Annotated in this window: 26 protein-coding genes; 8 read left to right on the top strand and 18 right to left on the bottom strand. The window is 52.7% G+C overall.

The annotated features are described in order from the left end of the window. Genes H8699_RS02220 through H8699_RS02260 form a run of 11 tightly spaced genes read right to left on the bottom strand, consistent with a single transcriptional unit; the run spans nucleotide 1 to nucleotide 5,232 of the window. Complete coding sequence (locus tag H8699_RS02220; protein ID WP_249284291.1) at nucleotides 1–393, bottom strand: single-stranded DNA-binding protein; 393 nt, start codon at nucleotides 391–393, stop codon at nucleotides 1–3. Continuing rightward, a complete protein-coding gene (locus H8699_RS02225; RefSeq protein WP_249284292.1) occupies nucleotides 386–934 on the bottom strand; it encodes a replicative helicase loader/inhibitor in 549 nt (182 codons plus the stop codon). Before H8699_RS02225 ends, H8699_RS02220 begins: the two co-directional genes overlap by 8 nt. Continuing rightward, complete coding sequence (locus tag H8699_RS02230) at nucleotides 912–1,682, bottom strand: DUF6291 domain-containing protein (RefSeq protein ID WP_249284293.1); 771 nt, start codon at nucleotides 1,680–1,682, stop codon at nucleotides 912–914. Before H8699_RS02230 ends, H8699_RS02225 begins: the two co-directional genes overlap by 23 nt. Nucleotides 1,683–1,694: 12 nt before the next feature. Continuing rightward, a complete protein-coding gene (locus H8699_RS02235) occupies nucleotides 1,695–2,021 on the bottom strand; it encodes a hypothetical protein (RefSeq protein WP_249284294.1) in 327 nt (108 codons plus the stop codon). Next, nucleotides 2,014–2,790, bottom strand: coding sequence for a Rad52/Rad22 family DNA repair protein (locus tag H8699_RS02240; RefSeq protein WP_249284295.1), 777 nt, complete (start codon nucleotides 2,788–2,790; stop codon nucleotides 2,014–2,016). Before H8699_RS02240 ends, H8699_RS02235 begins: the two co-directional genes overlap by 8 nt. Next, nucleotides 2,774–3,649, bottom strand: coding sequence for a PD-(D/E)XK nuclease family protein (locus H8699_RS02245; protein ID WP_249284296.1), 876 nt, complete (start codon nucleotides 3,647–3,649; stop codon nucleotides 2,774–2,776). Before H8699_RS02245 ends, H8699_RS02240 begins: the two co-directional genes overlap by 17 nt. Then, entirely contained in the window at nucleotides 3,646–3,774 is a 129-nt protein-coding gene (locus H8699_RS12425) for a hypothetical protein (protein WP_283244112.1), read from the bottom strand. Before H8699_RS12425 ends, H8699_RS02245 begins: the two co-directional genes overlap by 4 nt. Further along, nucleotides 3,771–4,130, bottom strand: coding sequence for a hypothetical protein (locus H8699_RS02250; protein ID WP_249284297.1), 360 nt, complete (start codon nucleotides 4,128–4,130; stop codon nucleotides 3,771–3,773). Before H8699_RS02250 ends, H8699_RS12425 begins: the two co-directional genes overlap by 4 nt. Continuing rightward, on the bottom strand, nucleotides 4,123–4,716 hold the full coding sequence (locus H8699_RS12575; RefSeq protein ID WP_407943989.1) for a pentapeptide repeat-containing protein: 594 nt from the start codon (nucleotides 4,714–4,716) through the stop codon (nucleotides 4,123–4,125). Before H8699_RS12575 ends, H8699_RS02250 begins: the two co-directional genes overlap by 8 nt. Before the next feature lie 19 nt (nucleotides 4,717–4,735). Continuing rightward, nucleotides 4,736–5,023 (bottom strand): hypothetical protein, encoded by a 288-nt coding sequence (locus H8699_RS02255; protein ID WP_249284298.1) that lies wholly within the window; start codon nucleotides 5,021–5,023, stop codon nucleotides 4,736–4,738. A gap of 23 nt (nucleotides 5,024–5,046) precedes the next feature. Further along, the gene (locus H8699_RS02260) at nucleotides 5,047–5,232 is read right to left on the bottom strand and encodes a helix-turn-helix domain-containing protein (protein ID WP_249284299.1); all 186 of its coding nucleotides are present in this window, start codon (nucleotides 5,230–5,232) and stop codon (nucleotides 5,047–5,049) included. A gap of 148 nt (nucleotides 5,233–5,380) precedes the next feature. Between H8699_RS02260 and H8699_RS02265 the strand changes: the two genes are divergently transcribed. From H8699_RS02265 to H8699_RS02295, 7 genes are all read left to right on the top strand, one after another. Further along, on the top strand, nucleotides 5,381–5,998 hold the full coding sequence (locus H8699_RS02265; RefSeq protein ID WP_249284300.1) for a LexA family protein: 618 nt from the start codon (nucleotides 5,381–5,383) through the stop codon (nucleotides 5,996–5,998). Between the two features lie 164 nt (nucleotides 5,999–6,162). Then, entirely contained in the window at nucleotides 6,163–6,882 is a 720-nt protein-coding gene (locus tag H8699_RS02270; RefSeq protein WP_249284301.1) for a hypothetical protein, read from the top strand. 11 nt (nucleotides 6,883–6,893) lie between these two features. Then, nucleotides 6,894–7,973: a site-specific integrase gene (locus tag H8699_RS02275; RefSeq protein WP_249284302.1), complete on the top strand. Its 1,080-nt coding sequence runs from the start codon at nucleotides 6,894–6,896 to the stop codon at nucleotides 7,971–7,973. Between the two features lie 187 nt (nucleotides 7,974–8,160). Next, nucleotides 8,161–8,676 (top strand): hypothetical protein, encoded by a 516-nt coding sequence (locus H8699_RS02280; RefSeq protein WP_249284303.1) that lies wholly within the window; start codon nucleotides 8,161–8,163, stop codon nucleotides 8,674–8,676. Nucleotides 8,677–8,929: 253 nt separating this feature from the next. Continuing rightward, nucleotides 8,930–10,156 (top strand): FAD-dependent oxidoreductase, encoded by a 1,227-nt coding sequence (locus tag H8699_RS02285; protein ID WP_249284304.1) that lies wholly within the window; start codon nucleotides 8,930–8,932, stop codon nucleotides 10,154–10,156. 152 nt (nucleotides 10,157–10,308) lie between these two features. Beyond that, nucleotides 10,309–11,124, top strand: coding sequence for a sugar phosphate isomerase/epimerase family protein (locus H8699_RS02290; RefSeq protein ID WP_249284305.1), 816 nt, complete (start codon nucleotides 10,309–10,311; stop codon nucleotides 11,122–11,124). Between the two features lie 188 nt (nucleotides 11,125–11,312). Beyond that, nucleotides 11,313–12,197 carry a DegV family protein gene (locus H8699_RS02295; RefSeq protein WP_249284306.1) on the top strand — a complete coding sequence of 295 codons (885 nt, stop codon included), beginning with the start codon at nucleotides 11,313–11,315 and terminating at the stop codon, nucleotides 12,195–12,197. Nucleotides 12,198–12,277: 80 nt separating this feature from the next. On the opposite strand, the gene H8699_RS02300 is transcribed toward H8699_RS02295, so the two are convergent. Beyond that, a complete protein-coding gene (locus H8699_RS02300) occupies nucleotides 12,278–13,630 on the bottom strand; it encodes an MATE family efflux transporter (RefSeq protein ID WP_249284307.1) in 1,353 nt (450 codons plus the stop codon). A gap of 153 nt (nucleotides 13,631–13,783) precedes the next feature. Between H8699_RS02300 and H8699_RS02305 the strand changes: the two genes are divergently transcribed. Next, on the top strand, nucleotides 13,784–14,251 hold the full coding sequence (locus H8699_RS02305) for a GNAT family N-acetyltransferase (protein WP_249284308.1): 468 nt from the start codon (nucleotides 13,784–13,786) through the stop codon (nucleotides 14,249–14,251). A 251-nt stretch (nucleotides 14,252–14,502) separates the two neighbouring features. Here the strand turns inward: H8699_RS02305 and H8699_RS02310 are convergent, their stop codons facing one another. The 6 genes from H8699_RS02310 to H8699_RS02335 form a co-directional block, all read right to left on the bottom strand. Further along, on the bottom strand, nucleotides 14,503–15,585 hold the full coding sequence (locus H8699_RS02310; RefSeq protein ID WP_249284309.1) for a Gfo/Idh/MocA family protein: 1,083 nt from the start codon (nucleotides 15,583–15,585) through the stop codon (nucleotides 14,503–14,505). Nucleotides 15,586–15,631: 46 nt separating this feature from the next. Beyond that, entirely contained in the window at nucleotides 15,632–16,372 is a 741-nt protein-coding gene (locus tag H8699_RS02315) for a ThuA domain-containing protein (RefSeq protein WP_138294819.1), read from the bottom strand. A 129-nt stretch (nucleotides 16,373–16,501) separates the two neighbouring features. Continuing rightward, the gene (locus H8699_RS02320; protein WP_249284310.1) at nucleotides 16,502–17,860 is read right to left on the bottom strand and encodes an ABC transporter substrate-binding protein; all 1,359 of its coding nucleotides are present in this window, start codon (nucleotides 17,858–17,860) and stop codon (nucleotides 16,502–16,504) included. Nucleotides 17,861–18,243: 383 nt separating this feature from the next. Next, complete coding sequence (locus H8699_RS02325; RefSeq protein ID WP_249284311.1) at nucleotides 18,244–19,650, bottom strand: penicillin-binding transpeptidase domain-containing protein; 1,407 nt, start codon at nucleotides 19,648–19,650, stop codon at nucleotides 18,244–18,246. Then, entirely contained in the window at nucleotides 19,647–21,107 is a 1,461-nt protein-coding gene (locus H8699_RS02330; RefSeq protein ID WP_249284312.1) for an FtsW/RodA/SpoVE family cell cycle protein, read from the bottom strand. Before H8699_RS02330 ends, H8699_RS02325 begins: the two co-directional genes overlap by 4 nt. Next, a complete protein-coding gene (locus tag H8699_RS02335; RefSeq protein WP_138294823.1) occupies nucleotides 21,100–21,546 on the bottom strand; it encodes an FHA domain-containing protein in 447 nt (148 codons plus the stop codon). Before H8699_RS02335 ends, H8699_RS02330 begins: the two co-directional genes overlap by 8 nt. Nucleotides 21,547–21,552 lie beyond the last annotated feature (6 nt).

Below are 21,552 nucleotides of genomic sequence, written 5' to 3' on the forward strand. Positions count from 1 at the left end.
CTAAAAAGGCAAAGAATCATCTTCGATGGGTCGCATCTGGCTATATTGGCTTTGCTCGTCATGCTGTGCATCTGCGTTTTTGGTATTGAGGAATTCAACCTCATCGGCCACAATCTCCGTCACGTATCGCCTGCCGCCATCCTGTGCATCATAGCTGCGCGTCTGGATGGTGCCACAAACGGCTACTTTGCTGCCCTTGTGCAGGTAGTTCCCGCACGCTTCAGCTGTACTACGCCACGTGATAACCGGGATAAAATCGGCTTCCCTTTCGCCGTTTTGATTCTTAAACCGGCGCTGAACCGCTACGGTAAAACTGCAAACGGCTGTTCCGTTTCCAGTAGTTCTTGAATCAGGCTCCTTCGTCAGGTTCCCGATAATAAACGCTTTATTCATCGTCTTTTCCTCCTTCAAGCTGCTTCATTTTCATGCCGTTAGATAGTGCCGCGAACCCTTCGCGTAAGCTTGCCGGTATCTGTAATTGCTCCTTATTTCGAGCGGCTGTTGCATCATAGGCCTTGATAAACTGTCCACGCATTACGCCAGTTGTGTTGATAGGCTCCATGCATAGTTCCTTCCACCCAAACCGCTTTACCAACTGTGCTACATCAGGCGGCATACTCGCCAAGGCTTCTGATTGCTGCATGTATCCATATCGACCAATAGCGTTCTGCACTATTCCCCATGCTTCCGCACCTGTTAGCTGCCCTTCTGTGCCGCGCGCAAGCTCTACTGCGTTTTTCCGCACCTCTGCTATTGTGGGAGGGTATGGGCTGCGTGCGATCATGCTCTTTATTGCGGCAATGATAAGCGCATCATCCATATCATCAAGCATCATGTTCCACAGCTGCACGGTTTCTTCGTCTGGCATTATCCCGCTTTTCGGGTAAGCCTTGCATAGCATCTTTAAGACCTTAGCCGTGTTCTGTAATGTCAATTATTTTCCCTCCTTCGTCATAGCCACCATAGCTTGCTATTAACCTATCCCATTCATCGCCCTTAGAGCCGGGCGGAGCGTGTGAAACCCGGTTGTAATCGCTGCCGTCGTAAACAGACAGCCAGTTCTTAGCCGTTGCCTCGTCTAGTAACGCTATTTGCCTAGCGCGATCAGGGGACAGCTTTTCAAGTTTGGCGAGCAAAAGCGTCTTTGCTCTATCGGTCATAGGCTTGCGCATCTTCTTGCGCATTTCTGCAAAGCCTGACAAAGCCTCTGCCATCTCCGCATCTCCCCCGGCAAACTCCACAAACGGATCAACCTTTTTTGACTTTCTCCCCTTAGAGGGGGTAGGGGGAGTAATAATATCCTCTACTGTTTCTGTTACTGTTACTGTATCTTCTACTGTTACTGTTACGCTTTCATTTGGTTTTTCCGAAAAGCATTTGGTTTTTTCTGCACCATCAAAAAACCGTTCGGTTTTTTCGGGCTCTTGCTTCCGTGGCCTTCCGCCGCGTCTGCCTGCTTCTATATGCGCCTGCTTTGCAGATTCCCACTTTTCTGTGTCACGGTCCATCTGTGCGCGGATAAATTCAAAGGCAATCGCGGTTGCTCCTTCTAGTGCGGGAGCAACTCCGGTTGAGGCATACGCAAACAAGGCCTTAAAAAGCTGTCCGCTCTCCGCGTCGCTTAGTTTACTAATCGGCCCTTCATAATCCAGATAGACCATAAAGCTCTTTTTGTCTGCCATTCCGTTGCTCCTTTAACTGTTCCATTCTCGGTTGATCTGGTTCTCTAAAATGGTTAGTTCGCGCTTATAAACGTTTACCGCTTCGCATGCTGAAAAATAAAGGGAATCGGCTACATCGCGCTCAAACTTTAACGCTGCTATTGACGGGGAACCCCTGCATATATCGCTTATAATCGTTACTGGCGTTCCCTTGTCCCTTTCCTTCAAATACTCAGCCCGGAGCGCAACCCTGTAATCCTTCTCCGTTTGTGCTCTTTCACGGCCTCTAATTTTAATTTGACGCAGCGCCTCGTGCATCTGTTGACGCTTTAGGTTGATCTCGTCCATCAACTCATTCATAGTTCTCAGCTTCCTCTAGCATTTCTTTGACCCTCTGGAATGCAAAAGCTGGTACATTCTTTGTGCTGTCGTATCCTGTGATGGATCTGAACAAATCTCCTGCATTGTCACCCCACTTGGCGCGGGTGATCGCGACCAGTTCTTTTGCCTGATCTTTGGTGATAAGCATTTCCTGCGGTTCAGGCTGATTAGTATTGGGAGATACTTGCGGCTTTGGGTTCTGAGCCTGTAACTCCTTTTTAGATGCATGGTAGCTATAACGGATAACTCCATCTTTATCGCATATGTGTAATTCTTTAATGCTTCTGCTGCCTCCAACTTCTTCATAGCTGATTGCAGCAACTTCAAAGTGTGCCGATGGCACGATACGCACGGCTCCATTCTTTTCCGCATATTCCTTAGGAGTTAGGTTGATCCAAATGAAAGGAGCGGTATATAGTTCCCGACCTATGCCAAAATTGGTACATGCCCGTTTGAATGCGTCGGAGGCCTGCCCTTTCTCCTTTTCTGTGTTAGATTCCGTGCCCACATCCTGCTTGGCAATCCACCGGCACTTTTCCGCATCCCATACGGAAACTGTACAAAACAGATTGCCGTTTACAACATCATGTATACGCTGCCAACCCATAGGGCCGTAGGCTTCATCCAGTAAAGCCATGTCTACACGCGCGTCTTTATATAGTAGCAGCTGTGCGCCTACGCCTTTTTGCGTTTTTTTCACTTGCTGCACACGTACATTGATTTCACTTGGTTCAAGCGCTCTGAACATGTTTCTCCACCTTCTCCTTGTAGTAATTGCAAAACTCGCATGCTACGCAGTAATCCATACACTTCTTATCTTCGCCATGGCGAATCTCCACGAAGTCCCCTTTGCCTTTTGCGATATGGTCTTGTGCGGCTTGGGCGTTGTCGAACAGGCGAACCGCCCTTTTCTTTCCCTTTTTCATCACTGCGTATTTTGTTCCGCTGTTGTAGCGTTCTTCCGGTGTACATACCGGCAGTTGATCGTCTGGTAGCTGCTCAAGGCGTGCAATCTCACTAAACCGTTCGATTAACCATACCTCGATATCGCCAAAGTCCTTTTTGCTAAACGTAAATGGGATAGCCTGACCCGGCTTGCGAGGATAGCCCTTTTCAAACTTGGCCAGTGATCGGCGGTGGTCTTTCGCAAGGGTCATTACCCTAGCCTGGTTACATTCAAAGCCGATTTTCTCAAGCATCCAGGCATATATCAGTAGTTGTTGCCGCCAGTGGTCAAAACGCTTGTTGATGATCTGCCAAACGGAACACGTTTTATAGTCCGTTAAAAGCTTTTCCCCCGCATCGTAGCTGTCGAACTTACCAGATAAGACGTAACCGCCAATTGGTATTTTTATCCGTTCCTCCCGAAACTCAAGCGGGCCAATCGGAACACGCTCCAGCAAGCTATGAACGGATGTCCCGAACAACAACCAAATCATATCGGATACATCGCGTGTGATTTCATGGCTGTGCCGCCGTTCTAATATCGCCTCTCGCGGCCCTTTTAGCAGGCTGGTAACGCGCCATTCGTTTGGTTCGAGTTCATAATCTGATTGGCACGCATCAACGAGGGCCTGCGGGTATCCTTCTTCATTGGTTATGATCATTCGTCATAAACACCCCTTGCGCATGGAACCGGGAAGTGCCCGTGTTCCAGATCATCCATGATGGCGTTTATATCCTCGCCGCGTTCCTGTTCTGCGCTGCCGCACCAATCTTCTAGGTATTTCATAACACCGCCCCCCAATACTCGTTTAGCCGTTCCGCCTCATCTTCAAGCGCTTGCGCGTCTGCCTGTTCACGTAGTTCAGCAAGCCGGGCTAACAGTTCATCACGCTCTTCGCGGGCTTGTGTTAAAAGCTCATCGCATATTTTCCCGCGTTGCTGTGTAGCCATCGTGCCCAAGAAAGACCCCTCCGTCACTTTTTCAAGCCCTTCAATTTGGCAATTTAAAATAAAAATGCAATCGTCTAGCGCTTCAATATTGTAAAATTCTGGGCCGTGTGTTATATTAATGGCGTATAGTTTCGATTCTTCGCCCATGGTCTGTGCCAGCAGCCGGGGCGATTTTTCTTTGTAGCTAGTCATTGCAGTTTATCCTCCCGCACTCGTTAACCCGATGGAATTGATTTGCAAGGCCTGCTATCGCGCGTTGCGCTGTCTTAACCTCTGGATCGTCACATATTAACCGGCAAAAGTGGTATGCGAGCTGCGCTGCTAGGCGCTTATCGACCTTAACGCCTAAACTGCCACACCATAGCGGCCACACGGAATAGTCTATGTTAGCCCCGCACATGTCGGCCCCGCGCATGTCGGCCAAGCACATGTCGGCCCAGCGCATGTCGGCCCCGCGCATGTCGGCCAAGCACATGTCGGCCCAGCGCATGTCGGCCCCGCGCATGTCGCAATCGGATAGATCAAGCCTTGCCCCGTCCGAGTCCTCTGCTAACCATTTTGCGTGGGCCGCTATCATGCTGTTTAATTGCTCTTGTGTAAGACGTTTCATCACCTTGCCTCCTTTCTCAGGTTGGTTATCCCCTGCATTTCTCTCACCGTCTGTAGTCGTGCTGGTCCTCGGTGTTGCTTTGTGTGTCTGCGCCTCGCCCTGGCGATCAGCTTGCGGGCTATGCCGTCTAGCAGCACCAGCAACGCCATACCGGCAACCCCAAAACATATGCCCGACAAAAATTCATTCATATTGCTACCCTCCTTACTTCTTTATCCTCTGTTAGTTCTTCGAGTGTTACACCCAGTTGACGCGCTACATCTATCATTTCTGCAATAATGAATCTCTCTGGCCTGTTCATGCGCTCGTCAAAGGTTGATCTGCTCATGGTGGTTAATTTAGCGCTTAACTGGCGGCGCGACCGTATCCCTGCCCGCTGCATGTAGTAAGCAATGTTGCACGGGATACGCTTTGCGTACTGCTGGCGCGCCCTCTCCTGTTCCTGCGCCTGCGTTAGTGGTTTAACCCTCGGCATCGTGATCTCTCCTTTCTATCGATTTACCCCGCCTTTAACAGCTCATCAGTTGTACAATGCAACGCTTCGGACAGAGCCAATAGGTGGTTTACTTTAGGATGGCTATCGCCTTTTTCCCACGCAACAATAGTCGGCTGGGAAACTCCAATCTTTTTAGCAAGCTGCACTTGTGTTAACCCGACCTGCTTGCGGATAGCTTTTAAGTTCATGTCATCACCTCGTTTTATCGCTTTCGAATAGCCTATAGCTATATTATACTCTATACAGCTATAATGTCAATAGCTATTTGCTATTTTTTTTAAATTGAATTTTATCAGATATAGCTATAAAATATATTTGAAAAGAGGTGAATCGCGAATGAACAAAATAAGAGCGCTACGCGAGGCAGCGAATAAACCACAAAAGGAACTGGCAATAGATATTGGGGTTAGGCAACCTACTATAAGCGATTGGGAGGCCGGGCGTAAAGATCCATCAACTAAAAATGCGCAAAAGCTAGCGTCTTACTTTGGCGTATCTGTAGATTACTTGCTGGGCCGAGATGATGAACCATTCCGCGGCGCAGCGCTGCAATCATCGAAGGGACGCTGGATACCTGTGCTTGGGGATGTTGCTGCCGGTATTCCGATTGACGCTATTGAGGATATCGTTGACTACGAGGAAATCCCCAACGAAATGGCAAAGTCCGGTGAGTTCTTCGGCCTACGCATTAAAGGCGATTCGATGCTCCCTGTCATGAAAACCGGAGATGTAGTTATTGTACGGAAACAAGATACTGTCGAAGATGGAGATATTGCCGTTGTACTGGTAAATGGTGATTCGGCTACCGTTAAAAAGGTTAAGATAGTTCAAAACGGGATTTATCTAATCCCGTTTAATACGGCTTTTGCCCCGATGCTATACTCACAAGCGGATATTGATTCTCTTCCTGTTAAGATTCTTGGCAGGGTTATGGAGCTAAGAGCTAAGTTTTAGGTAGCTACATTACAACTTTATATTGGTAGGGTGACGCATATGGTACGGTTGATGGAGAAATTGAAGGTTGGAATATTGGCTACGGAGATGCAATAGATGATTACCGCAATGGCGGTTTAGATTTTGATTATGCACATGATAATTAGTGATAGGTAGGGTTAAATATGAAAATTGCTGGAATCATTATGATTGTTTTTGATGCATTAGCTTGGATTGGCGGATACATGAAAACAGGTATCCCTCCGATGGGTCTCATTTATATTTTACTCCTGCTGGGCGGAATTGCTCTTATTGCAAATAGCGGCAAAGGGAAACAGCGGATACAGAATCACCCTAACGTTAAAACCTTAACCGTGCAGAACGAAAAGCCACATACTTTCAGGCAAGTATCAAGGTTTTGTAAGCGCTGTGGCAGCCAAATTGACACAGAAACGAAAAAATGCACTGGCTGTGGCAAGCAATACCCATACTTCAACGAAAAGCTATTTTGGCGTGTTTTTACGCCTGTTATATGCATTGTATTAGCCATTGTTATTATATTGCAATGCAGTAACAACCAGCTATGGATAAACGCATATAACGAACAGCTAGATAAGCTTGATGATTTGCAGAAAACGATTGACATACAGGCAGATAAAATATCCAGACTTAAAGAAGACGTCGACAGTAAGTCAAGTATTATATATAGCTACCAAGGGCAAGTAGAAGCACTGCAAACGAAAGCGAACGCCTTGGATTGGTATGCAGTTTTTATCGGGAAAGGGAGCAATACCTACCACAAATACGGTTGCAATCACTTAATTACTGGTGGTAGCATTCTTGTATTTAATTCTGAAAATGCAAAAGCGCAAGGATATAAACCATGCCCCTATTGCTGTAAATGAGGTGACTAATTATGGCAAAGGCTAAACAACTGCCTAGTGGCGCGTGGCGGGTACAGGTGTACAGCCATAGCGAGATTGTAGTGCAACCGGATGGTAGCACCAAAAAGGTGCCAAAATACGAATCTTTTACGGCGGATACAGCGGACGAGGCCAATTTTTTAGCGGCTCAATATAGGCTAGATCGCAAAGCGCAAAGCAAGGGTAACAAAAAGCTATCCATAGATGAGGCAGTAACGCGCTATATTGATGCAAAAACCAATATAATATCTCCTACAACGCTTGCAGGATACATCAAGGACAAAAACAATTATTTTAATACTATTAAAAGCCTTGACATTTACAAGGTAACCAACGAGGATTTGCAAATATGGATCAACGGCATATCAGCTGGTCACTCACCTAAAACAGTACGCAATGTGTTTGGCCTCCTAACCGCTACAATGGCGGTTTATAGGCCAGATTTTGCCATACGTGTAGATTTACCCAAAAAGCAAAAACAGTGGGTTACAATCCCGACAGAAGCCGAATTTAGCAGGCTGCTGCAAGATGTTGTGGGAACGGATATGGAAATACCTGTCCTGCTTGCAGGATGTGCAGGGTTAAGGAGGAGCGAGATCAGCGCTTTATCTGATATAGATCCGGCAGCGAACACTATACATATCAAACAAGCTATGGTTTTGGACAAGGATCGCAAGTGGGTTATTAAGGCCCCGAAATCATATGCTGGCGATCGAATTCTGGAGGTCCCGGGCATTGTAATGGATAGGATGGTAGCAAGGGTTAAGGACGGCAAGCCTATTGTAGACTTAACCCCGGATCAGATAACGGACAAATTCCGCTTTATCAAAAAGCGCTTGGGGCTTGGATTTACCTTCCATGGGCTGCGCCATTATTATGCCTCTGTAATGTTGGCGCTTAATATCCCTAACAAATACGCGGCAGAGCGCATGGGACATGCAACCGACTATATGCTGCAACAAGTATATCAACGCACCATGAACGCAAAATCTATACAGTTTGGGGTTCAAGTAAATAAGCACTTTGCAAGCACTATATCACACGATTTATCACACGGCAGCAACAACACCTAGTTATATCAGCGGTTTTATCGATTTTTTGATGGGTTCGAATCCCCTCGGAGGTGCCAAAACAAAACGCCCTACAAAAAGTAGGGCGTTTTGTTTTATAGTCTCGCTTAAAAATGTTATAATTATACGATATAATTCGAAAATAGATTAATGCCGTTTGTTCATCCATCAATATGAAAAGAGGCTTTTAATGAAAAGGAGACCACTATCTTTCGGTGCAGCCATTGGACTTTTAATTATTGGGGTTCTACTTGGCACTGTCGCTACATTCGGTATGCAATTTTGGAATAAACCGATCGAACGGGAGGCATGCAAATCTTTTGAAACACAGTTCGTTGCATATGATGAGGGACGGCCCAAATATCTTCCAAGTAAGAAAAAAGAAATTAGAATTGATTGCTCTAATGGCGGAAGGTATTTTATAGATATCGTATCCATAAACACAGAACTATTAAATGCCCTTTCTGAATTAAAGGTACACGAAAATATTTCGTTACTGATTCATCCAAATAGCAACACCATCGTCGAACTAGCCAATGAAACGGCCATATTATTGCGTTTTGATGAAACAATCGAAAAACTAGAACAGGAGGCGACTGGATTTCTTTTCTTCGGAATTTTCATGTACTTTTGCGCCCTTGTTGGATTATACCAAATAATTCTGCAAACGATCAGAAAAAGGAGGGCAAAGAAAGTAAAAAGGTAGAAATGCACCGCTCTTTCTCTTAATTTTGTATTTGATTATACTCTCTCTAGCCATTCTATGCGAAAACAAACGTCCTGCTTCGTCAGGGCTTTTTGGCATTTGGTTATTTCAGGTTTCTCAGTTTGTTTGCAGCGTCTAAATGCATAAAAATCCTCATCTTCTTTACTGCTACCGGCTTATAGCCCAATCGCACTTTTTACTATATACTAGTAGGATAACGAACAGATTTATCTTTTGTTTTGGAGGTATTACTATGGCGCACACCATCCCCGAACCCTCCCGCGACGTCCCCATCTCCGGAGAGTACGACGTAGTGATCGTAGGCGGCGGCATTGCAGGCATTGCAGCGGCGCTGGCCGCCCGGCGGCAGGGCGCTAAAACCCTGCTGATCGAGAAACAATTTCTGCTGGGCGGGCTGGCCACGGCGGGGCTGATCGCCATCTATCTCCCGCTTTGCGATGGGATGGGCCGCCAGGTCAGCTTCGGGCTGGCCGAGGAACTGCTGCGCCTTTCCGTGCGCCACGGCTATGAGCCAGCAGGCGACCATCACAGCCAATACTTCTGCCCTGCCTGGCTGGAAGGCGGTAGCCCTCAGGCCCGGGCTGGGGAGCGCTTTGAGGCAGAGTTCAACGCCAACCTGTTTGCCATTCTTTGCGAGCAGCAACTGCTCCAGGAGGGAGTAGCCCTGCTCTACGGCACCTCCGTGTGCGGCGCAAAGGTAGAAAACGGCCGGATCAAAGCCCTTTTCATCGAGAACAAGTCCGGCCGGTCCGCCATCCTGGCCCGTTCGTTTGTCGACGCTTCCGGCGATGCGGACCTTTGCCACCTGGCAGGCGAGCACACCGCCACCTTCGCCCAAGGCAACGTGCTGGCTTCCTGGTATTTCCAGCATACAGGTGGCCGTTTTGCCCTGCGCATGCTGGGATTTGCCGACATTCCGGATAAGTATAAGCAACCCGGTTCCGAGGCGGAAAAGGGGCGGCGCTATACCGGTCTTGACGCACAGGAACTCAGCGAGCTGACCTGCGCCTCCCACGCCAATATCCTGGCCGATTTTCTTTCAAAGGGCGGCATTAGCCCAGATCACGCCCTGGCCAACATCGCCACCACCCCGCAGGTGCGCATGACCCGCCGGTTGGACGGCGCCTATACTTTGGACGATGCGCAGATGCACACCGCCTTTGAGGACAGCATCGGCATGATCGGCGACTGGCGAAAGCCCGGGCCGGTCTACGAGCTCCCCTATCGTACATTATATGGGAACCGCATCGCCAACCTGTGCAGCGCCGGGCGCTGCATCAGCGTGACGGACGCCATGTGGGATATCTCCCGGGTGATCCCGGCCTGCGCGGTAACCGGGCAGGCCGCAGGCACTGCCGCGGCGCTGACTGGGAATTTTGCAGCGCTATCCGTGCCTGTACTGCAAGCCGCCCTGCGAAAGGCGGGCGTTCCATTGCACGAAGGCGAACTTTTCCGTTAGCCCCCGTCCCCCGGGCCAATAGACCGCGTGCAGCCCTCCCGGGAAGGTTTTTGCACTCTATTTAAAAATGTTCCTATTGACAGGGTGTTGCTCACCGATTAAACTTGGAAGCGGGGAGTTATCACTCAATTTATTAAGGAGGGGACTACACGATGGATAAGAAGATGAAGATCGGTTTCGTAGGTTATATCCAGCCTGATCAGCCCGACTTTTGGGAGAACGCCAAAATTCTGGCAGACGTAGGCTACCAGGGCATGGAGGGCGCCGGCCGTATGCTGGATGACCCCGATGGCCTTGACAAGATCAAACGCCTGCGCGACATCGGCTTAGAGCCCTTGACGGTCTCTACCGATATCGACTACCTGACCAACAACGGCATCGCCGGCCTGCCCGAGAAAGCAGCTAAGCTGGGTGTGGACAACGTCAGCGTTTATGCCTGTTCCATCCTCAACGGCCACCGCGGCCGCGATAGCCATGTGACCTTTGACGGCTTCATGAAGGATGTGGATGTGCTGGCCGAGACCAGCGCGGCGCTGAAAAAAGAGGGGTTGACCCTGCGCTACCACAACCATGCGCCCGAGTTTAAGCAGGTGTTTGACGGCCTTCCGGCCTTTGACATCCTGATGCGCAATACCGACGATTTGCAGGTGCTGCTGGACGTGGCCTGGGTGGCCTATGGCGGGGCTGACCCGGTTCGTATCATCTATGAGTGGGGCCCGCGCCTGCACGCCCTGCACCTGAAAGACTTCCAGTACGCGCCGCTGCGCACGGCCTGGAACGAGCGTTACCACAGCGCCTTTACCTCTGTGGGCAGCGGCGTGGTGGATATCCGCGGCTGCATGAAGGCGGCGCTGGAGTTTGGGCTGACCTGGGGCATTATGGAACAGGATGCCATGAACCAGCTCTCCCCCATGGATAGCCTGCGCGCTTCCTATTACAACGTTAAAGAGTACGGCCTGGCCGAATAAGCCAAGGCCCCCAAAACCCGCCCGTGGTCTCCATGGGCGGGTTTTTTCTTTTCCCTCCAGCCGCACATGCAGCCCGTCCGGAGAACCCCAAGTTGCCCGCCGGGTATTCCAATTTAAGGCAAAAGCCGGTATAATGAGATAAACAGGCGGCGTAAACCGCCATATCCTACCTAAAGGAGTCAGATGAGATGGAAGCAAACCATGGCGCGCCTTTTGTCATCACTACGGATTCCACCGCCGACCTGCCGGAGGAATTCTGCCGTGAAAACGGCATCGGCGTACTGTTTATCCCCTATACGCTGGATGGCGTAAGTTACGATCAAAACAGCGTCAACCTCCCCATTACGGAGTTTTATGCCAAGGTGCGCGCGGGCAGTATGCCCCAGACCGCGCAGATCACCCCGGTCCAGGCCACCGCAGCCTTTGAGGCGTACCTCAAGGCGGGCAAGGACGTATTGCATCTGAGCTTTTCCAGCGCCCTTAGCGGCTGCTATGCCAGCTGCTGTCTGGCTGCTGAGGAGCTTAAAGAGCGCTATCCGGAGCGTAAGATCATCGTGATCGATACCCTTTGTGCCTCTCTGGGCGAGGGACTGATGGTCTACTACGCCCGCCAACGTCAGAAATCCGGTATGGGCATTGACGAGGTAGCGCAATATGTGGAAGATACCAAGGGGCATTTGTGCCACTACTTCACGGTGGACGATTTGATGCACCTGTACCGCGGCGGCCGAGTATCCCGCACGGCAGCCATGGCCGGCTCGGTGCTCAACATCAAGCCCGTGCTGCACGTGGATGACGAGGGACGGCTGATCCCCCTTTATAAAGTACAGGGGCGCAAACGTTCGCTTAAAGAGCTGGTGAACAACATGGTCAAGCTCTCGGGCAACTGGGATAACAGCGTGGTCTTTATCAGCCATGGCGATTGCCAGCAGGATGCCGAGTATGTGCGCCAGATGGTGATGGAAAAATTCCCCGCCGCTAAGACCTTTATCGTCAACCATATCGGCGTGGCGGTCGGCACCCACTCCGGGCCGGGCACGGTAGCCCTCTTTTTCCTGGGGGATGCGCGGTAGTACGATAAAAAAGGCAGCAAAAAAGGACGGATCATATCGATCCGTCCTTCATTTTTAGCCCTATCGCCCGGCGTCCTTTTCTAATCCCGGGTCAGTTTTTTAATCCAGTGGCCATGGTTGCATTTGATATAGGCCGGTATGCATTTAAAGAGCTGATCCGCATTTAGGCACCACACCACCACAATCGGCGGGGCCTGCACCACAAACGCCATGATCAGCGAAAGCGGGATGACGATACCCCAGATGCTGATCAGGTCCATCTTCACCACAAAGGCCGTATCCCCGCCCCCGCGAATGATGCCGCCGTTGGTGGGCATCTGGTAGCTCATCCCTACTACCACCACGCTTAAGATCAATAAGAAGTTGTTGGCCATCTCCATGGTTTCGGGCGAGAGCTCGTAAAAACTTAAGATCGGCACGCGGATGAGATACAGCAGGATGCCCGAGAATACGCCGATACCTAAAAACAGCTTTTGCATCACCTTGGCATAGCGCTTGACCAGGTCGATATTACCCTCGCCGATGGCGTTGCCGATGATGATGGTCGCCGTAGCCGAGGCGCCTACCGCCATGGATTTGACCATCAGGAAGATATTGGAGGCCACGCTGTTGGCCGCGATGGCCGCCGCCGTCATGTGCCCCAGGATCACCGTCTGCATGGCGGTATTCAGCCCCCACAGTCCGGAGCCGATCAAAAGCGGCAGGGTGGTCTTAAAATAATCCCGTCCCAGCACCTTATCAAAGTGGAAATAATCCCGCAGTTTAAGACGCAGCTGCTCGTTATGCCGCAGCACATAAAGGACCACCACAGCCGTTTCCAGGATGCGGGCCACCAGCGTGCCGATAGCCGCGCCCGCCGCCCCCATCTCCGGCGCGCCGAAATTACCGTAGATCAGCACATAGTTGATCGAGCAGTTGACCAGTAGCGTCATCACCGAGAGGTAGAAGCCGATCTTGACGATCTGCACGCTGCGCAGCGTGGCCAGCAAGATCTGCGTCACGGCGAAAAACAGATAGGTAAAGCGGATGATCGCCAGGTATTCGACGCCCTGGGCGATGATGGGCCCATCGGTCGTAAAGATGCCCACCGCCTGATGGGGGAAGAAACTGACCAGCACAAACAGCAATACGGCCAGCCCCAACCCGGCCCACATGGCGATCGAGGCGATCTTTTTCATCGGTTCGGTCTGGCGCCTGCCCCAGTATTGGCTGCAGATGATCACCAGCCCATCGCCAAAGGCCATCAGCAGCTGCTGGTAGACGAACTGGATCTGGTTGACCGCAGCGACCCCTGAAAGCGCAGCCTCGTTATAAGCGCCCAGCATCATATTATCCGCCAGGTTTACGCTCAAGGTCACGATGTTCTGTAGTACCAGTACGATAAAGATGCGGAAGAACTTACGATAAAATGGCGCGCCGATTCTCTGTTCCATGCGTTGAAATTCCCGCTTTCCAAATGAAGTTTAATAGATAGGACACCAGCGTCCATTGTACCATAAATCGCGGCTTTTTTTAAAGCTCTATTGCTTATTTAAAGCCCCGCGGTGTGAAATAGGCGTATAATATTGTCTAAGGGGGTAGCGTTTATGCTGATACGAAATGCGGAAAAAGCAGACATACCAACACTGGTGGCGTTGCGGCGCGCCTATCTGCAAGAGGATCTGGGGCCATTAACGCAGGCACAAGAGGCGGCGCTGCAGGCAACGCTGCCAGGCTATTTTGCCCGCAACCTAGGCAGTTGCCTGCACGCCTACCTGGCCGAAGATGCGGGGCAGACGGCGGCCATCGCGCTGCTGCTCGTCAGCGAGAAGCCCTACAGCCCCGCTTTCCCTACTGGATTGACCGGCACAGTACTAAACGTGTACACCCGCCCGTCTTTCCGCCGCCAGGGGCTGGCACGCGCGGTGATGCAGCACCTGCTTTTGGACGCGGCAGCCAGGGGCATTTGCCGGGTAGACCTCAAGGCTACCCCTATGGGCCTGCCACTCTACCGCGCCCTGGGCTTTACGCCGCCGGGCGGAGATTATCTGGCTCTGGAGAAGTACTTAAAGTAACGTAAGGCGGGTTCCGTAAGCTTTACGTTTGCGCTTTGCAATACGCTTCAATGCGCGTTTGGGGCGGCTGTGCCACATCAATACCCCTGCTAGTTTTTTTATTGGGCCACAGCCGCATCACACTTTTATAAAAAATAGGGCACGGCCTTGCCGCCGTGCCCTGGGTCTGCGGCCGTATCGAAGCGACCGCATGATGAGGGGGAACACGCCCTGATAGATTAAAGGGATTCTATCAGGGCCGCTTCTCTTTACTAAATATCCGTGTGGATCACCTCTCCCGTCCTTGCGGACTGGAACGCCGCGTCCAGCAGCTTCATGGTGCGCAGCACCTGTTCGGGCTTGACGATCAACTCCGCGCCGTTGTCCACCACATCCGCTAGGTTGCGATACAGCTCCACCCAGGGCGCGCTGCCTTTAGAATCGCGCTGCAGTTCGCCCTCCGGCGCGGAAGTGATCCCATCCTTGACCGCAATCACAGGCAGCGCCGCCTCGACAGGCATGCCATCCGAGTCGTTTTTTTGGGCTGCGCCGTAGTTGATCGTGGTGATCTTCCCAAGCTTGCCGCCGAAATCCTCAATCGTCGCCACGCCCAGGTCGCCATACAGCCGCCAACGCGGCAGCCAATCGGTCGCGTATCCATCCAGATTCATTTCCAAAAGCAATCCGCTGCGGGTCTGCATCTCCAGCTTGCTGAAATTATCCACATAATCTTTATGGATCTTGCGCATCTGCATATAAACCGATACGATAGGGTCTTCCGGGTACAAATTCAACAGCTGGTCGCACAGGTGCACCCCCCAGTCGTAAAACAGGCCGCCCCCGTGCTCCGGAATATCCCGCCAGCGCAGGCCCGAAAGCTTGCGGCCGGGCATCCATAATTGATAGGTAGAGCTGATGGCATGGGGTTTGCCGATAAACCCCTCACTAATGATCTTTTTGGCCGTTTGGTAATCCAAATCCCACCTGCGGTTGTGGTGCACGGTCAGCACCCTGCCCGTGCGGGATGATACCGCCATCATCTCCTCCCAGTCCCGGGCGCTCAGCGTGGCCGGCTTTTCCACCATCACGTTCTTCCCCGCCTCCATCACCGCTATCGCCAGTGGCTTGTGGAAGTCGTTGGGCGTGGCCACCAATACAAAGTTAACCTCTTCATCCTTTAAAAAATCCCCCAGGCTGTCGTACGCCCGGTACCCGTCCGCCCTGGCCGCCGCCACCCGCTCCGGGTCGATGTCGTGCACCGCCACCAGGTCCACCTCCGGCAGCTGTGTGGGGATCTTCGCGTGCCAGCCCGACGCCATCTTTCCATAACCGATGATGCCTAACTTCAAAGACATTTTACCTCTCCTTCCACCTGTCATGGGGCTTTTGCCTCTCCTGCCCTTACGGCTCGATGCGGGTGCCGTGGGATCTGCCGTTATCATTGATAAACTCGTAATGGCTGCACCCCTCGCCTGCCCAGCGGATCGCGTTCATAATCACGTCCTGCACTTCCTTTTGCTCGCGATAGATCGGGAAGGTCTCGTGTCCCGGCTGGAAGTAAAACACCTTGCCGGCGCCCCGCCTGTAGGCTATCCCGCTGCGGAACACCTCGCCGCCGGGATACCAGGTGATAAAGATCAGCTCATCGGGCGTATCGATATGGAAGGGCTCCGCATACGTCTCATCCGCCGGTACCACAAACGCCTGGGGAATCCCTTTGGTGATCGGGTGATTATGTGCGATCGTCCACACCCGCTCGTGCTCGTCGTCCTCCCGCCAGGTCAGCCCGCACCCGTGGCCACCGCCGATCAGGTACTTGGCCGCCTTGGAGGCGTGCGCGCTGTGCAGCAGGATTAGCCCCATCCCCTGGTGCACCCGCTCGGCGATCCGCAGGGCGTACTCATCGGGCACTTCCTTATGTTTTAAATGCCCCCAGTACAGCATCACGTCCGTATCGTCCAGGTCCTCCTGCTTCAGCCCGCACTCTTCCATATCCATGGTACGGATGCGGATCTCCCAGTCCTTATCTCCCCGCGCCTTTAAAAAGTTGGCGATGGCTCCGTGGATCGTCTCCGGATAAGCCGCCTTGACGTCGTCCTGGAACCGATCCTGCCAGTTTTCGTTCCAAATTGTGATCTTCATGTCCTTTTCCTCCCCGTTTGTTTGGTTCGTTTCTATTCCACCGCGGCAGGCCAAGGGACGCGACGCCTTGCCCGCCGCGTCCCTTTTCCCTCTGCTTTGGTTTAACCAGGTCTTTCAATAAGCCTGAACCTATTGATCCATATTGTCGATATTTTCTTGCAGGTCGGCCTTGATTTTCAGGCACAGCGCCTTAAAATCATCATCGCTCATGGTGTAGGCGCCCTGCAACATCTGCATGTCGATCTTCTGCCCCTCAACATAGGAGCCGGTAGGAATGCCGTGGGTGACCGGCCAAAGGAACTGATGGCCTACCGGGGCATAGGTTTTAATGACCTCGGTGCGGAAATCATCCTTAAACATATCGTTATTCTGGATACTGATCCTCGCGGGGATATTGTTGCGCTCGCCCTCCGTCCAGAGGATCTCGCTGTTCTCGTTGAACCATTTGAGAAACTCCATAGCCGTCTGCTTATTCGCAGAGGCTTCAAAAACCATTTGCCCATTGCGGCTGACGGCAGAATAACTGTTGCCGTTGGGCGCTGTCAGCGGCGGGACAACAGAGATTTGATCTTTTGTCATACCGGCGGTATAAAAATCACGCAAATGGCTATTATTGCCGATAAACATGCCCGCCTTCCCAGCGCCGAACAATTTGGAGGCGTCCTCACCTTGATAGTTCTCGATGCCTTCGGGCACAAGTTTTTCGTCCTTCAGTTTGCGCAGGAATTTTTGAATCACATAAGTGCCTTCGGTATCGACGGTAGCATTTCCATCTTTATCATACAGAATGCCGCCATAGTTGGCCCCCAGGAAGTGCATAAATACCATACCATTGCCGCTACCCGTCACACCGTGGGAGAGGCCATAAACATCGCTACCGCGTCGGTCAAAAACTTTAGCCGCTTCGTACACGTCGTCCCAGGTCTTGGGCATGGATACGCCGTCTTCCTCCATCCAGTCCTTACGGATAAACATAGTTCTAAAGTCTTTATCCGAAGGGATAGCCAGGTACTTGCCTTTCCAATTCCAGTATTCGATATCATCTTCAAGAAAATCGTCCAACGTACCTTCCTTTTTCCACTCGTCATAGATCCACTTCAGGTCGGCCGTTTCATTACTTGCCGCAAACTGGAAAGGCATGTATCCGCCGCCCGTAGCCACATCTGGCGCGCCGTTGGAAGCCACAGCGGTCGAATATGTTTCAAACCAGTTACCCCATGGCACGCTGGTGTAATTGACGGTTACGTTCGAGGCTACTTCTGTATATTTTTTGGCCAACGCTTCCGCAGCAGCAGGGTAATTGGATGAACCCCAGTTCATATCCCAAAATGCAAGGGTCACGGGCTCTGTATTCTCCTGCACGGCTGAAGACGTGTTCTCTGCCGCCGTAGATCCTGTCGGCGGACTGCTCTGTTGCGCTGTACAGGCGGTTAGCAACATCGCCGCGCTAAGCGCCAGGGCCATTGCCCCTACCATAGTCTTTTTCATTATTCTTTTCCCCCTGTATTTGTGTAATCTTAATAACGCATGGCCGCTTCGTCGCTTGCTAGCACGGGCCGCTGCATATCCGTATATCAGCCCCCTTTCCGCCGCCCGGTCACGCTTGGCCGCCATGTTATTTACGAAAATATTTTTAAAGCAGTGCTTATGTATGCGTTAGATATTTGTGTATCTATTATTAATTATGTATCTCTTATTTAAAATTGTATTCTTTTCAATTCTATTTTATGTTTATATTCTATATTTGTCAACATTATTTTAGAAATTTATCATTTTTACTTTTCCCCCAAATCATTGCCTCATGCAGCAACGTCTTGCCCGCAAATAAAAAAAGCGCCCGGGAAGTTTCCCGGGCGCATGCTGTTTACGCTTTATCCATTGGTATGGTAATAGTCCGAGCCGATCTTGAGCAGCTGGCCGGCCAGCGGCGCCGCAGCGCCCGAACCGTACCCGCCGTTTTCTACGATCACCGCCACGCACAGCGGCGCGCTTTCGTCATCCAAAAAGCCGACAAACCAGGCATGCGGGGCTACCTCTTTATTGGTGGATACCTCCGCGGTACCGGTTTTACCGCCGATAGAGAGGCCCTTGACCTGGGCGCTGCGGCCGGTGCCGTTTTGCACGGCGCCCAGCAGCATGCTCTTGAGCGTGTCCGCCACCTCCGCATTCATCGAGGTACGGTATACGTTGCTATTCAGCGCGTTTTTCTCCTCCCCGCCGTTTTCTGTGATCCCCAACACCAATTTGGGCTCCATCATCACGCCGTCGTTGGCTACGGCCCCCACCATCATGGCGGCCTGCATGGGGGTCATGGTATCCTTATTCTGGCCTACCGAGGCCCAGCCCAGCTCAAAGTCGTTCTCCGGCTCGGGCACGCGGCCCTTGTACAAAGACAGGTCGCTAAAGGTAAAATCATCCTCAAAGCCCAGATCCTCCGCCGCGGAGAGCAGGGCGCTGTAGCCCAGCTTTACGCCGGCATTGGCAAAATAGGTATTGCAGGATACCGTCATCGCCTTATTCAGATCGCAGGCGCCGTGGGCCTCCTCGCAGGTCACCGTGCCGCCGGGCAGCTGCAGGGTACCCGTGCAGGTGTGCGTCAAACCACCCATGTCGTTTTTCAGCAGTGCGCTGGCGGTGACGATCTTAAAGATCGAGCCGGGGGCGTACTTGCCCTGGGTCACCCGGTTGACGAAGATGCCGTTCGTCTCGGCATCCGCTCCCTTGGCCTCCTGGGCGGCATTGGCCGGCTCAAAGGCGGGGCTGGAGACCGAGCAGAGCACTTCCCCCGTCTTGTAGTTCAACACCACGGCGGCGCCCTTTTTGCCGCTTAAATACTCCCAGGCCGCTTTTTGCATGCTGCTCAGCAAGGTAAGCCGCATATCCGAGCCCTGGCGTTTGCCGCCCATCAGCTGCCCTAATTGTCCCGAAAGGGAGTTATTAAAGCCTAAAAGCGTATTGGCATGGTAGGTCTGCACGCCGGTGGCGCTGTAGCCGGTATGGTCCCCCAGCACGTGGGCGCTGCCCAGGCGCAGGGCCGCGTCATCCGAATAGGTGCGGTTGCCGCTTTCGTCGCTGGAGGCCAGCGTCGCGCCCGCCCGGTCCAAAATATCGCCGGGGGTGATGTTCTCCAGCTGCTTGCCCAAGCGTTGGTTGCTGGGGCTGACGAACCAGCGCCCGCCCTCGGTCATCACCTGATAGCCAAAGTAGACCAGCAAAAAGCTAAAGGCCACGGCGAATACCGTAGTGATCAGCTTGATATTTCGGTCCATCTGCCTCATTTACGGCCGCCTCCCTTCTTGCCGCGCGTTCCCGATTCTCCGCTTTGCCGGCGCTCTACCGCGTCTTCCTGCCCGTCCTGCGGATATTCGTCCTCCTGGTCGTAGGCCTGCTGCGCTTCATCATCGTCCTGGTCGTAATACTCATCCTCGTAGTCGGCGTACTCCTGGTCATACGCATCCTCATCGTAATAGGCGTCCTCGTCGATATTATAACCGGGGATCTCTACCGGGCCCATGGCGCTTTCGCGCATGGCATGGTTGCGCACAGCCACCGCCTCCAGAATGCCGATCAGCACCATATTGGTGACCAGCGAGCTGCCCCCGTAGCTGACAAAGGGCAGCGTTACGCCGGTGAGCGGGATCATCTTGATCACCCCGCCTACGATGATAAAGGTCTGCAGCGCCACCATGGCCGTACAGCCGATGGCCACCAGCTTGTAAAAGGTCTGCCCCGCATCCAGGGCGATGCGCGCCCCGCGCAGGATCAGCACCACATAAAAGAGGATAACGGCGATGCCCACCAGCACCCCGAACTCCTCGCAGATCACCGCGAAGATAAAGTCCGTATGGTAGGCCGGTATGCTCTTGGGGCTTCCCAGGCCCAGGCCCAGACCCAGCAGCCCGCCGCTGGCGATGGCGATCAACGACTGCACGATCTGATAACCGCCGCCCTCCACGTCCGCCCAGGGGTTTTGCCAGGCCGCGATGCGCACCCGCACGTGGGAGAACAGCTTATACGCGGCCACCGAGCCTACCCCCGCCGCGCCCAGGGCCGCCCCAGTCAGCAGCAGGTTGCTGGTGGCGATATAAAACACCACAATAGAGGTTGAAAAGTATAACAGCGCTGCGCCCAGATCCTTTTGCAGCACCAATAGCCCCACCGAAACGGCGGCAAATATCCCCAAGGGGATCAGCCGCCACAGGCTGCGCCGCTCCTTCATGGCGCTGGCCAGAGCGAATACCAGCAGAATCTTGCCCAACTCGGACGGCTGAAAGCTGACCGTGCCAAAGCTGAACCAGCTTTTAGCCCCGCCCTCCCGGCTGCCAAACAGCAGCGTCAGCACCAGAAAGGCCAGGGTAATGCCCATATATACATAGCTGAGCTTATCCAGCCACGTCCAATACCGCACGGCGATCAGCGCCACCACCATGCACACCACCGCCACGCCGAACCACTGCATCTGTCGGATGCACATATCCGGGTTCAGCCGGTATTGCAAGATAAAGCCCAGGGATACCAGCATGTTGGCGATGATCAGGATCCACCGGTCTAGCCCCGGGAATACCCGCACAAAAACCAGGTATTGAAACAGCAATATCGCCACCGAGAGCGCCCCCAGCATCAACGCCCCGTAATCCACGGGCTGCGCCTTTACCGCCAACAGCGCGAAGGCCAGCAGCTGGAATATCGCGATAACGAAGACCAGGCCGTTGGCACTGGGCCAATGTTCACGCATCCCGCTCCACCTCCAATCTTAAGCGAAACGTCACCTCTCCAAAGCGGATCTGGTCGCCGTTTAGCAGCTGCACCCGCTCAGGGGCGCCCACGCCGTTGATCACCGGCGGGTCTCCCTTGGAAAGGTCCAGCAAAAACACGCCGTCATCCCGGCAGGAAATCTGCGCCTGGCGCCGCTCTAATCCCTCGTCGCGGATGCGCACATCGCATCCCCGTCCAGAGCCGATCAGCGCATCCATCCCCAGGGGATAGCGCTCCAGCGCCCCCTCCGGGCCCCGGCGCTCCAAGTACCCGATCACTACGCGCTTTCCCATGTAGCGGCGCTGGAGGCGGTATTCCTTCCAGGCGCTGCGGGCGGTAACGATCAGGATCAGCCAGATCAGCAGGATGAACACATAACGCATGATCCCCGCTATAAACTGATAAAGCGTATCCTCCATATCGCC

This window comes from Luoshenia tenuis, assembly GCF_014384745.1.
Classification (GTDB): Bacteria; Bacillota; Clostridia; order Christensenellales.